The organism is Trinickia soli (assembly GCF_002879855.1).
GTDB lineage: Bacteria > Pseudomonadota > Gammaproteobacteria > Burkholderiales > Burkholderiaceae > Trinickia > Trinickia soli.
On record NZ_PNYB01000003.1, the window covers coordinates 189124 to 201669 of the forward strand.

The 12546-nt window shown below is 60.4% G+C and carries 9 protein-coding genes; 5 read left to right on the top strand and 4 right to left on the bottom strand.

The window, feature by feature from the left end:
- Positions 1–89 precede the first annotated feature (89 nt).
- On the top strand, positions 90–869 hold the full coding sequence (locus C0Z19_RS05085) for a DUF2242 domain-containing protein (RefSeq protein ID WP_102608706.1): 780 nt from the start codon (positions 90–92) through the stop codon (positions 867–869).
- 96 nt (positions 870–965) lie between these two features.
- Here C0Z19_RS05085 and C0Z19_RS05090 read toward each other — a convergent pair whose 3' ends face one another.
- The gene (locus tag C0Z19_RS05090) at positions 966–2360 is read right to left on the bottom strand and encodes a phosphomannomutase/phosphoglucomutase (RefSeq protein ID WP_102608707.1); all 1395 of its coding nucleotides are present in this window, start codon (positions 2358–2360) and stop codon (positions 966–968) included.
- 243 nt (positions 2361–2603) lie between these two features.
- Here C0Z19_RS05090 and C0Z19_RS05095 point away from each other — a divergent pair, with 243 nt between their 5' ends.
- From C0Z19_RS05095 to galE, 4 genes are read left to right on the top strand one after another with little or no spacing between them, the layout of a single operon-like run.
- Positions 2604–3860: an oligosaccharide flippase family protein gene (locus tag C0Z19_RS05095; protein ID WP_102608844.1), complete on the top strand. Its 1257-nt coding sequence runs from the start codon at positions 2604–2606 to the stop codon at positions 3858–3860.
- The gene (locus C0Z19_RS05100; protein ID WP_102608708.1) at positions 3857–4690 is read left to right on the top strand and encodes a glycosyltransferase; all 834 of its coding nucleotides are present in this window, start codon (positions 3857–3859) and stop codon (positions 4688–4690) included. The genes C0Z19_RS05095 and C0Z19_RS05100 overlap by 4 nt, the downstream gene beginning before the upstream one ends.
- A gap of 32 nt (positions 4691–4722) precedes the next feature.
- Positions 4723–5946 carry a glycosyltransferase family 4 protein gene (locus tag C0Z19_RS05105; protein ID WP_102608709.1) on the top strand — a complete coding sequence of 408 codons (1224 nt, stop codon included), beginning with the start codon at positions 4723–4725 and terminating at the stop codon, positions 5944–5946.
- A complete protein-coding gene (gene galE, locus C0Z19_RS05110) occupies positions 5943–6977 on the top strand; it encodes a UDP-glucose 4-epimerase GalE (RefSeq protein ID WP_102608710.1) in 1035 nt (344 codons plus the stop codon). The genes C0Z19_RS05105 and galE overlap by 4 nt, the downstream gene beginning before the upstream one ends.
- Before the next feature lie 91 nt (positions 6978–7068).
- On the opposite strand, the gene C0Z19_RS28185 is transcribed toward galE, so the two are convergent.
- The 3 genes from C0Z19_RS28185 to C0Z19_RS05125 form a co-directional block, all read right to left on the bottom strand.
- Positions 7069–10440, bottom strand: coding sequence for a beta strand repeat-containing protein (locus tag C0Z19_RS28185; protein ID WP_158242942.1), 3372 nt, complete (start codon positions 10438–10440; stop codon positions 7069–7071).
- A 32-nt stretch (positions 10441–10472) separates the two neighbouring features.
- A complete protein-coding gene (locus tag C0Z19_RS05120; RefSeq protein ID WP_146011997.1) occupies positions 10473–11063 on the bottom strand; it encodes a hypothetical protein in 591 nt (196 codons plus the stop codon).
- Between the two features lie 102 nt (positions 11064–11165).
- Positions 11166–12452: a TolC family protein gene (locus C0Z19_RS05125; protein WP_332882203.1), complete on the bottom strand. Its 1287-nt coding sequence runs from the start codon at positions 12450–12452 to the stop codon at positions 11166–11168.
- Positions 12453–12546 lie beyond the last annotated feature (94 nt).

Here is a 12546-nt window from a genome sequence, read left to right on the forward strand (position 1 = left end):
CGAGTGTTTCATGCTCGATTCGTCGAAGGCACTACAATGCTTGTCGTCCGAACCAACCGCTTGCCGTGCGCAGCACTTTTCGACGCATCATGTCCAGTTCGTTCCGCCCTGCCCGCGTGGCTCTTTCGTTTGCAACGTTCGCAGCGCTCACCGTTTTCGCCGCATGTTCGAGCGCGCCGCAACCGAAATTTCAGCAAGAGCTCTTCGATTCGGGCGCGAGCCCGTTCTCGCACAACTACAACGTCGGCAGCAACGACGCTTGCGAAGCCGCCCGGCGCGCGCTGCTCAACCAGGGTTATCTGACGACGCTGAGCGGTTCCGATCGCATCGATGCCACCAAGGATTTCCAACCCAACGGCGACTCGCACATCACGGTGGAATTTCATGTGGTCTGCACGCCGGGCGAAGACGCCGACGGCACGAGCATCGTCTATGCGAACGCGATCCAAAGCGGCTATGCGCTGAAAAAGAGCGACACCTCGGCCAGCGTGGGCTTGAGCCTGCTCGGCTCGGTCTCGTTGCCGATCCGCTCCAACAGCGACGCGATGGTGAAAGTATCGAGCGAAACGATTCAATCGAATGCGTTCTACGATCGCTTCTTCGAATCCGTCGGCCACTATGTGGGGACGCTCATCAAGACCGCGCCCGTGCCAATCGCGCCGGTGACCACGACGATTCTGCCGGGGTCGCCGCCGCCCATCATTGCCGCCGCGCCGGCTGTGACCCCAGCGCCGGCGCTGCCGGCTTCGTCCGCAACGCCGGCTTTGCCTGGGACGCCGGCTTTGCCTGCTGCGCCCACGAACCCGACGCCGACCGCGGTGCAGCCGTCGATCGCACAGCCTGAGCCGGCTCAGGCCGCTTCGCAGTAACGCCAGCGACTGCCGGGAGCCAGGCGTTTCGAAAGGTTGCTACAAAGGGCTGCCTGCAGGGCTGAGCGAAGGCGCCCGGCCCTGCTGCCCGCATCCTCAGAACGGCAGCTTCGCGTCGGGCTTTGCGGCCACGATCACACGGCGGAAATCGTTCTGAATGCGCGCGAGCGCGTCGGCGCTATCGGCTTCGAAACGCAGCACGACCACGGGCGTCGTATTCGATGAACGCGCGAGCCCGAAGCCATCGGGATATTCGACGCGCAGGCCGTCGATCGTGATGACTTCGTCGGCGCCCGTAAAGCGCGCTTCCTTCTGCAAGCGGCCGATCAACTCGAAGTTCTCGCCTTCCTCGAGCTTCAACTGAAGCTCCGGCGTCGAGAGCGAGTTCGGCAAATCGTTGAGCACCTTGCTCGGGTCTTGCACGCGAGCCAGCAATTCGAGCAGCCGCGCGCCCGTATAGAGGCCGTCGTCGAAGCCGTACCAGCGGTCTTTGAAGAAGACGTGACCGCTCATCTCGCCCGCGAGCGGCGCCCCCGTCTCGCGCAGCTTGGCTTTGACGAGCGAATGCCCCGTCTTCCACATGACCGGATCGCCGCCCTGGGCGCGGACCCACTTCGCCAGATTGCGCGTGCATTTGACGTCGTAGATGATCTGCGCGCCCGGGTTGCGCGATAGCACTTCCTGCGCGAACAACATGAGCTGACGGTCGGGGTAGATGATCTGCCCGTCTTTCGTGACGACGCCGAGCCGGTCGCCGTCGCCGTCGAACGCAAAGCCGATTTCGGCATCGGTTTCCTTCAACGCGCGGATGACGTCCTGCAGATTCTCGGGATGGGCCGGGTCGGGATGGTGATTCGGGAAGTTGCCGTCGATTTCGGTGAAGAGTTCGACGAGCTCGCAGCCGAGCGCCTTGAACAGACGCGGACCGAGCGCGCCGGCCACACCGTTGCCGGCGTCGACGACGATCTTCATCGGGCGCGCGAGCTTGACGTCGCTGACGATGCGCTCGATGTACTTGTCGGCGATATCGTATTGCTCGTAGCTGCCGCTGCCGCTCGCAAAGTCGTCGTTCTGAATGCGGCGGTAGAGCGCCTGGATCTGCTCGCCGTAGATCGCCGCGCTGCGCAACACCATCTTGAAGCCGTTGTAGTCGGGCGGATTGTGGCTGCCCGTCACGACGATGCACGAATCGACGCGGCGCTCGCCGCCTTTGAGGGCAAGCGGTACGCTGGCCGCGAAGTAGCCGACCGGAGTCGGCACCATACCGATATCGACGACATCGACGCCCGCTGCGCGCAAGCCCTGCGCGAGCGCCTCGATCAGCGCAGGGCCGGACAGCCGCCCGTCGCGCGCGACGACAACCGCATCGCCGCCTTGTGCGCGCACTTCGCTGCCGAACGCTCTGCCGACCAGCCGTGCGACGTCCTCATCGAGCGTTTTGCCGACGACACCTCGGATGTCGTACGCCTTGAAGATGGATTGGGAGATCATTGAACACTCTCTTTTGGCTGCGATTGGAAAAGGTGCGGGCGCCGGCAACCCACTTATAATTGCGGTTTTTCCACCGGCGCGGCTCGCGCCCATTTTAATGCGCATATGCTCTTTCGCGGTCCGGCCGTACGAGATGAAGGCCGAAAAGCGCGCCATTTCAGCGCAGATGCACGGAGCGCGAGCAAATTCCCTGCCGTTGTCCTTTTCTTTTTCGTTTTCGTTTCCTGCTTTACCTTTCGTTACATGCTGAGGCGCATCGCCCACCCCGATATCGCGAAGGCCGCCGCGAACATCGTCTGGCTCGGGCTCGAGCGGCTCACGCAAATCGTGGTGGCCATCGCCATCGCGGGTCTGCTCGCCCGTTACTTCGGCCCGGAAGTCTTCGGCAAATGGCAATACGCGAACACATTGCTGCTCGTGCTCGCACCGATTACGTGGGTCTGCGGCGCTGAGATTCTCGTGCCGACGATCGTTCGTCGCGGCGAATCCGATCTGGGCGCCGTGCTCGGCAGCGCCTTCGTCTTACGATTGACCGTCTCCGCGCTCGCATTGGCCGCGACCTGGGCCGGCGTCGCCGCGGGGCTGACCGACCCCATCGTCGGGGCGATGCTGGCCGCGCTTGCGGTCACCATGTTGTTTCGCGAGCCGTTCATCGGTGTCGTCAATTCATGGCTGCAGAGCCTGACCTACAGCAAGCCGCAACTCGTCACGAGCATGATGACGGCGTTGGGCAAACTTGCGCTCGTCTACCTGTTCGTGCGCATGGCCGTGACCGCGCCGCGCTTTGCATGGCTCTGGGCGCTCGAAGCGGCCGTCATCGGCGTCGTGCTGCTGATCTATTACGCGCGCCGTCACGGCGGCAGGCTCGGCTGGCGCGTCGAGCCTGCGCTGTTGCGCCATTTCGCGAGTGCCGGCGCCGTGTTCTGGGTCGGCCTCATCTGCATGTATCTGTTCTTGAAGCTCGACCGGCTCATGCTCGAGCGCGCAATCTCGTTCGCTGACCTCGGTCGGTATTCGGCCGCGCAGCAAATCAACGAGAACTGGATTGCGCTTGCGCTCATGCTGGCGCAAACGATCGCACCGGCGTTCGTCTATCGTGTGCAGGAGCGTGCGCAGGTCATGCGCAACGTCGCGCGGCTGATGCTGTTCGCCGCCGCCTTGATGATCGGCGGTGCGCTCGTGCTCGATGCATTGGGCTCGATCATCATTACGCGCGTGTTCGGACCGAACTTCGCCGACGCCATCCCGATCTTCCGCTGGTGCGTCTGGCTATCGGTGCCTGCCGGCGTCGAGGCGATCGGCAATCTTGTGCTGCTCAAGTACCAGGCAAAGTTCGTTCTCCTAACGAAATGGCTGCTCGCGTTGGCGGTCGCTTTTGTCGTGAACCTGCTTGCGATTCCGCGCATTGGCGCCTACGGCGCCCTCGTCGGTCTGGCGGCCGGCTACTGCGCGGCTGTCGCGGTCAACCTTTACTACATTCGCCTCAAGCTGCGCCCATGACGACGCCCTCCTCCGGCTTGACGCCGCAAGACACGCTCGGCGATGTCGCCGTGCTGATGCCGGCCTACAACGGCCAAGCCGATGTCGAGCGCACGCTCGCTTCGTTTGCCGAAGCCGCGCGCATCCACGTCGTGATCGTCGACGACGGCAGCACGCCGCCCATCGTCGCCCCGACACTGCCGAACATGGACATCGAAGTCGTGCGCATGCCGCAAAACGGCGGCATCGAGCGTGCGTTGCAGGCCGGCATCGAAGCGCTTGCGGCACGCGGCTATCGTTACGCCGCCCGGATCGATGCCGGCGATCTGGCGGCTCCGGGCCGCCTTGCCAAGCAGCGTGCCTATCTCGAAGCGCATCCGAATGTGGCAGGGCTCGGCATGTGGACCCAGGTCGTCTCGCGCGAAGGCGCGCCGCTGTTCATGCTGCGCACGCCCACTGAACCTGACGCTGTGCGACGATTGCGGTTTTTCCGCGCATCGCTCGTGCATCCGGCGATGATGCTGCGCGTCGATGCCGTGCGCGCAGTCGGCAATTACCGCGTGGCCTATCGCGCGGCCGAGGATCTCGATTTGTTCCTGCGGTTGATGGAGCGTTACGATTGCGCCAACCTGCCCGAGCTCGGGCTTTACTACGAACTGAACGAAGGCGGCATCAGCGCGACGAAGCGGCGGCGTCAGATCGTGTCGACATTGAAGCTGCAATGGCGCTATTTCAATGTCGCGAACGTCTATGACTGGTTCGGTCTTGCGAAGAATCTGCTGCATCTCGTGACGCCGTACTCGGCGCTCAGAACGATGAAGCGCGCGTTGTTTGCCACGCACGCCGCCTGACTGGCCGATCGCCTGATCTTTTGCAACACACCATGAAGCCATCGTCGCGCACCCTGCCTGAACGAACCGCACCGCTTACGGTTTGCCTCGTCTGCAATACCGGGTTCGCCATCTACACCTATCGGCAAGGCGTCATTCGCATGCTCGTCGCACGGGGCGTGCGGGTAGTCGTGCTCGCGCCGCGCGATCGCACGTTCCCGCTGCTCGAACAGATGGGCTGCCACTGCATCGAACTGCCGGTCGCCTCGAAAGGCACGAACCCGCTCGACGACCTGAGAACGCTTGCTGCGCTTTACCGGCACTATCGAACGATACGGCCGAGCGTCGTGTTTCATTACACGATCAAGCCGAATATCTACGGCTCGGTCGCCGCATGGCTCGCGCGCGTGCCGTCGATCGCCGTCACGACGGGCCTCGGCTACGTCTTCATTCAAAAAAGCCGTGCGGCGCAAGTGGCCAAGGCGCTCTATCGGCTCGCGTTCCGCTTTCCGCGTGAAGTCTGGTTTCTCAATCGCGACGATCATGACGCGTTTTTGAATGAAAAGCTGCTGGCGCACCCTGAACGGGCGAAGCTGTTGCACGGAGAAGGTGTCGATGTCGATTATTTCGCGCTGACGCCTTTGCCGCCGTTACCTCGGCTATCGCACGCGAAGGCTTGCACGTTTGTTCTGATCGGACGCTTGCTGTGGGACAAAGGTGTCGGCGAATACGTTGAGGCGGCGCGCATGCTGCTTGCGCAGTATCCGCAAGCGCGCTTCCAATTGCTGGGGCCGGTCGGCGTCGATAACCCGAGCGCGATCACTCAAGCCGATGTCGATGGGTGGCGCAAGGAGGGTATCGTCGAGTATCTCGGGGAGGCGCATGATGTTCGGCCGGTCATCGCCAATGCCGACTGCGTCGTGCTGCCGTCGTATCGGGAAGGCGTGCCCCGCACGTTGATGGAAGCATCGGCGATGGGCCGGCCTATCGTCGCGACGAATGTGCCCGGGTGCCGGGAAGTGGTGACCGATAACGTCACGGGCCTCTTGTGCGAGGCGAAGAACGCGGGCAACCTTGCTGCCAAGCTTGCGCAAGTGATCGAGATGAGCGAAGACGAGCGCCGCGCGATGGGGCTGCGCGGGCGCGAGAAAGTGACGGCGGAGTTCGACGAAGCGCTCGTCGTCGAACGCTATCGACAGACGATGCACGCGCTGACGGGCTCGAGCGTATTTGATCGGCGCGTGGTGCCGGGCGCAGCGATGGGAGAACAACGATGACAACAGCGGTTCAACGGCGAGAAACGATTCTCGTCACAGGGGGCGCGGGCTTCGTCGGCTCGCATACGGTGGTCGAATTGATGGCGAAGGGCTACGAAGTCGTCATCGTCGACAATCTCGTCAACAGCAAACGCGAAGCCGTGCGCCGCGTCGAGCAGATCGTCGGCCGTGAAGTGCCGTTCTATGACATCGACGTGCGCGACGAAGCCGCACTCGCGAAGGTGTTCGATGCGCATCCTATCGGCGCGGCGATGCATTTCGCGGCGCTCAAGTCGGTCGGAGAGTCCGTCGCTCGGCCGATTGCGTACTACCGCAACAACCTGGACAGCTTGCTCGTCCTGTTGGACGCCATGCGGGAACGAGACATCAAGAAGTTCATCTTCAGTTCGTCGGCGACCGTCTACGGCATGCCGGAGCGCTCACCTGTCGACGAATCGTTTCCGCTTTCGGCAACGAATCCCTATGGGCAATCGAAGGTCATCGCCGAGCAGATATTGCGCGATGTCGAGCGCGCCGACCCGAGTTGGCGCATCGCGACACTGCGTTATTTCAATCCGGTCGGCGCGCATGAGAGCGGGCTCATCGGGGAGGATCCAGCGGGTGTGCCGAATAATCTGATGCCGTATGTGGCGCAGGTTGCGGTGGGGAAGCTCGAGAAGCTGCGGGTGTTTGGCGGCGATTACGCCACGCCGGACGGCACGGGCGTGCGTGACTACATTCACGTCGTCGATCTGGCGCGCGGACACACGGCAGCGCTCGATGCGCTCGGTTCGCGCGATGCCAGCCTTGTCGTCAATCTGGGGACCGGGCGCGGGTATTCGGTACTCGAAGTCGTGCGTGCGTTTGAAGCAGCGTCGGGTAAGAAGGTGCCGTATGAGATCGTGGCGCCACGGCCCGGTGACGTGGCCGAGTGCTATGCCAATATCGACGCCGCCGAGAAGCTACTGGGCTGGCGTGCGCAGTATGGATTGGAACGGATGTGCGCGGATCATTGGCGCTGGCAGGAGATGAATCCGCGGGGGTTTGCGTAGGGGTCGCGGGTCGTCCCGGGATGCAGTAGCCGCTTCGGGGGTCGGTTGCACTCGGGACGCCTGCTTGCTCGTTCGCGATTTGTCGTGCGGGTCAGTGCGCGGCAGCGGCTAACAGCAATTCCTCCCGGGACTCGGCGCTTGCCACGGTGAGATCGCCCATCGCGCCGACATCGAAAGCCGCCATGGCCGAGATGAGAAGTTGCAGTTGATAATCGATGACGCCCGAAGCAGACGACGCGGCCGACGCTGTCGAGACAAACGGCCGATCGGCCGTACTCAGGGTGTGCGGCTCACCGGGCGCAAGCTGTGCAAACGATATTTCGTCGTCATTGCCACCGACGGTGCCTCCGGTCGGGTCGAAACCTCCCGTTGGGTCCGTGCTTCCCGTTGGGTCTGTGCTTCCCGTTGGGTCTGTGCTTCCCGTTGGGTCTGTGCTTCCCGTTGGGTCTGTGCTTCCCGTTGGGTCTGTGCTTCCCGTTGGGTCCGTGCTGCCCGTTGGATCGGTGCTGCCCCCGGCCGAGCCGCTTCCGGTATCGTCGTAAAGGCTGATACCACCGCTTGTATCAACAAAATATGTGTCGCCGTCAGTGACCGCCGTGCCATTCAACATGTCGCCACTGCCGCTGATCGAGATATGATCGCCGTCTGCGGCATTGATTTCATCGCCCGAGCCGTCGACAGTACAGGTCGCGTCGCCTAAAAGATCGATAGCGCTGCTCGTTGCATCGACGGTATCCGAAGCACCGTCCACCGTTATCGTGTCACCTGATTCGCCGTAAATCACATCGTTAGAACCCTCCACGGTCATCGACGCGTCACTGTACAGATAGACATTTTCGTTCGATCCATACGTCGTATCGGACTGACCGTTGATCGAAATAGTGTCGCCCGATTGCCCGTCGAGCACATCATTCGATCCGTTCACCGTGATCGACGCATCCTGATACAGGGAGACGGCGTCGCCCGATCCATCGATTGTGTCCGATTGTCCGTTGACCGAGATCGTGTCGCCCGATTGCCCGTCGACCACGTCGCTAGAGCCGTTGACGGTCAGCGACGAATTGCCGTAGAGATAGATGTTCTCGCTCGATCCCAAGGCTGTATCGTACTGGCCGTTGACCGAGATCGTGTCGCCCGACTGGCCGTCGATCACATCGTTCGATCCGTTTGCCGTGATCGACGTATTTTGATAGAGCGAAAGCGTGTCGCCCGATGCGTCGATCGTGTCCGATTGCCCATTGATCGATATCGTGTCGCTCGATTGGCCGTTGACCACGTCGCTCGAACCGTTGACGGTCAGCGACGAATTGCCGTAGAGATAGATGTTCTCGCTCGATCCCAAGGCCGTGTCGCACTGGCCGTTGACCGAAATCGTGTCGCCCGACTGGCCGTCGATCACATCGTTCGATCCGTTTGCCGTGATCGACGCGTTTTGATAGAGCGAGAGCGTGTCCCCCGATGCATCGACTGTGTCCGTTTGGCCGTTGATCGAGATCGTGTCGCCCGATTGCCCGTTGACCACGTCGCTCGAGCCGTTCACGCTTATCGACGAGTTGCCATAGAGGAAGATGTTGTCGCTCGATCCATATGCTGTGTCGTACTGGCCGTTGACCGAAATCGTGTCGCCCGACTGGCCGTCGATCACATCGTTCGATCCGTTTGCCGTGATCGACGCATTTTGATAGAGCGAGAGCGTGTCGCCCGATGCGTCGACTGTGTCCGTTTGGCCATTGATCGAGATCGTGTCGCCCGATTGGCCACTGACCAGATCGCTCGAACCGTTGACGGTCAGCGACGAATTGCCGTAGAGATAGATGTTCTCGCTCGCTCCCAAGGCCGTGTCGTACTGGCCGTTGACCGAAATCGTGTCGCCCGACTGGCCGTCGATCACATCGTTCGATCCGTTTGCGGTAATCGACGCGTTTTGATAGAGCGAGAGCGTGTCGCCCGATGCGTCGATTGTGTCCAATTGTCCGTTGACTGAAATGGTGTCGCCCGATTGGCCATCGATCACATCGTTCGATCCGTTTGCCGTAATCGACGCGTTTTGATAGAGCGAGAGCGTGTCGCCCGATGCGTCGATCGTGTCCAATTGTCCGTTGACTGAAATGGTGTCGCCCGACTGGCCGTTGACCACATCGCTCGAACCGTTCACGGTCACCGACGCGTTGCTGTACAGGTCGATAGAGTCGCCCGAGCCGTTCGTCGTATTCGACTGTCCGTTGATGGAGACCGTGTCGTTCGACTGACCGTCAATCACGTCGTTCGAGCCGTTCACCGTCGTGGACGCGCCTTGATACAGCGCGACAGTGTCACCCGAAGCATCGATCGTGTCGGTTTGCCCGTTGATTGAAATCGTGTCGCCTGACTGGCCATTGACCACATCGTTCGAACCGATGACAGCCGCGGACACTCCGCCCGATACATTGATGCAACTTCCAGACGTATTCGCTGTGCTGTTATTTCCTTGGAGACTGATAAAGGTGCCCGATGCCGCGTTAATCAAATCGTTGCTTCCAGCTGTGCAGACGAACTCACTTCCGCTCGTCGAATCGGTGGGCTTGACCGTATAAGCTTCAGATGAACCAGCAATGTACACTTCGGCCACGGCATTGTTCTGAGAATCTGTGAACCTGGCGGAATCGCTACCGTCTGGGTAAATCGTCATTTGAGTCGAGCTACCACCGCCTACCGCAGGGAACGTCCATACGTTTTCTCCTCCGTTCGCCGACGAATCTAGCAGTCCGGTCGCGGTCGTTGCGCCCTGACTATAAGTGACGCCCGAAGCAAAGGAATAAAGCGTACTACCATCCATTTGCGTCGCAACCGCTTCGGGAACTTGCAACGAATAACCAGAGATCAGCCCATCGCTATCAAGAGCCGGAACGACCATGCCGCCGTTCAAAACAGTCTGTACGTTGGTTACAAAGCTGCTCGCAAAACTGGCCTGCTGATCGGAGGGCAAATTGTTGTAGTAAGAATTGACTAGATTTCGAATCGACGTAATCGTATCCGCAAACGTGCTGCTATCCTTTGTCGCTACCCCTGCGACCAGGAATGCGGCCGCAGCCACACTCAACCCAATGGCAGCCGCAACCGAGCCTTCTGGGGTCCTCATTGCCTCGAGACTCAAAACGCTGCTTACGGTGCTCAGTAGCGTATTGTTTTGAAATCCGCCAGGGGTGTTAGCTTGGCCAGCCAGTGTCCCTAGATCGGCCGCGAGCCCAACCACTCCAGCTCCGAGCCCTATTTTTTTAACGAGGGCAGCAGCCTCGGGAGAGCTCCCCGCAAACTGTTGCAGCGTCTGCACGGTGGTTGCTCCAACTCCCGTCAGGCCGGCGGCACCATTTACTCCATTCAAAATCTTCTGTGTACCCGACGTATTAACCGCAACATTAATCGAATTAAATGCATCTGTCGTACCTGTCGATGTACCAACGGCCTGCAGAAAAAGATCTTCCAATGCTTGTGCGATTGTTATTACCCCCGCCATAATCAAACCTCTACAGATAGATTGCGCTTAACTTCAAACAAGAAATAAATTGAAATAATCCAAATCGCAGCAGTCAGAACAGCAAAAAAAATCGACAACCGACGCATCGATTTAATCATCGATCGAAGTTTAAGCATTGACCGCTCCGGCGTCAGGAGCAAACGGCCGTCGGGCGCCTTTATCAGAGTGGGCCAGAAATATCCTCGCCCATCCTCGCGCAAAAACCCTTCGACGTAGACGCGCGGTGCAGGGTCTCCCTGTAACATATCGATATCGTGACGAAGCGTTGTACCGCGCTCCATGTTGTAAGCATGCCCGTCATCGGTCACGAGCGAGACGTAAGAAGCCTGACCGCGGGTCACTTGGACGAACGTCCCGGTTGCGCGGATAAGCGGCACTTGAGGTGGAACTCCCCCGGACACGGTTGCGATTTGTTTCCAGCTAACAGGCCCGAGGCCAATCGGAACCGCTATGGCACATACCAGGACGGTCGATTTCCATTGAGGGTATCTTCCGATTGCCGGCGCCTTACCGATCAATAATATTTTGAAAGCGATAAACCAGCTAATATGCTTTTTTTCGAAACAAGTCATTGAAATTCACCATTAAATTTTGCGCAAACCATTAACTTTAATCGCTGAGCGTTTTTATATAAACGCTAATTGTTGCGAGCGATTCGTATATTGCCATCCCTATCAATGATCGGGCAAAAGATTCCACATCCCCAACTTGCCCAGCTTCGCAGCCAACTGCAACCGTTCCGAGCGCCAATCCGTGAGCGCGCCAATCCGTTGCCGCTTCGCCCCAGCGAGCGATGATTGCGCGTTGAGCAGCTCGAGAATGCCGCCGACGCCGATCTCATAGCGCCGCTGCGCTGCGGCGTACGACTTCTGTGCCACATCGAGCAACGTCGCGCTGTTCGCCACGTTTTTGCCGGCGGCCTGCAGCGCTTGATAACTCGTCCACACATCGAGGCCGACCTGCTGTCTGGCCTCTTCAAGCATGTCACCCTGCTTTTCCGCCTCGGCCTGCGCCTGATGAATGTCATAGGCGCGCCCAAACCCTTCGAAGAACGGGATCGTCACCTGAATGCCGAGATACCATTCGCGCGTTGCTGCCGGTGTTTGCGGCACGCCGAGTTGCAGCGACGTCGGCTGATTGTTCCAACTGTATTTGGCGACGAAGCTGACCTTGGGCAGACCCTCGGCCCTCGTTTGCCGCACTTTCGCCTGTGCGGCCTCAAGCTCCGCTTCGGCGGCCGCCACGCTAGGATGAAACCGCTTGGCGTCATTGATCAAATCGGCCACCGATTCATCGAACTGCGCATCGGGCGCCACGCCGTCCGCTACGTCCGGCAAAGCGAGCGATGCATACGGCTCGACGCTCATATCCGCCGCGAGCGTCCCGAGCGCGGTTTGCCAATCGCGCTCGGCTTTGGTCCTCTCGACCACAGCATTCGCCCACGATGTCTGCGCCTGCAGTTGATCGCTGATCGGCGCCGCGCCATGATCGACGCGCATCGTCGCCGCTTTCAGGCTGGCAGCGGAGGTTGCTTCGACTTCCTTCGCCGTGATGAATGCGCCTTGCGCCGCTTGCGCCGCGTAGTAGTCTCTGGCGACGGTCGCGAATACCGCTTGCAGCGTCGCATTTTCGGTCGCGCGCGCCGCAGCCAACAACGCGTTCGCATTGGCGAGGGCGGCTTTGCGGCCGCCGAAGTCGTAAAGCACCCAGCTCAGCGAAATGCTTTCATTGCGGAGCACGCTATTTCGATAAGTCGAATCGAACTGCGGAAATCCGCTGATGCCTTCTTTCGTCTCATCGCGCGTGCCTTGCCAGTTACCTGTGACCTGCGGCAGATACGCCGAGCGCCCCTTGCCGACAGCGGCCGCGGCGGCCTTCACATCAGCCCAGGCTTCGCGCGTCTTCGGGTTTTTGCAAAGTGCCCGCTCAACCGCTTCCTGCAGGCGGAGCGGAGTCCCCATTGCATTGAACGCGCACGAGCCGAGCACTGCATCACCGCCCATCGACGCAGCCGGCGTTGCGGGAATCGCATGCTCAGCAAACAATGGATCAAAC

What these genes read in the sequence shown, in the direction of transcription:
- C0Z19_RS05125 (WP_332882203.1), bottom strand. Translation starts at nt 12,452, where the DNA reads ATGGGGACTCCGCTCCGCCTGCAGGAAGCGGTTGAGCGGGCACTTTGC.
- C0Z19_RS05105 (WP_102608709.1), top strand. Translation starts at nt 4,723, where the DNA reads ATGAAGCCATCGTCGCGCACCCTGCCTGAACGAACCGCACCGCTTACG.
- C0Z19_RS05090 (WP_102608707.1), bottom strand. Translation starts at nt 2,360, where the DNA reads ATGATCTCCCAATCCATCTTCAAGGCGTACGACATCCGAGGTGTCGTC.
- galE (WP_102608710.1), top strand. Translation starts at nt 5,943, where the DNA reads ATGACAACAGCGGTTCAACGGCGAGAAACGATTCTCGTCACAGGGGGC.
- C0Z19_RS05085 (WP_102608706.1), top strand. Translation starts at nt 90, where the DNA reads ATGTCCAGTTCGTTCCGCCCTGCCCGCGTGGCTCTTTCGTTTGCAACG.
- C0Z19_RS05095 (WP_102608844.1), top strand. Translation starts at nt 2,604, where the DNA reads ATGCTGAGGCGCATCGCCCACCCCGATATCGCGAAGGCCGCCGCGAAC.
- C0Z19_RS05120 (WP_146011997.1), bottom strand. Translation starts at nt 11,063, where the DNA reads ATGACTTGTTTCGAAAAAAAGCATATTAGCTGGTTTATCGCTTTCAAA.
- C0Z19_RS05100 (WP_102608708.1), top strand. Translation starts at nt 3,857, where the DNA reads ATGACGACGCCCTCCTCCGGCTTGACGCCGCAAGACACGCTCGGCGAT.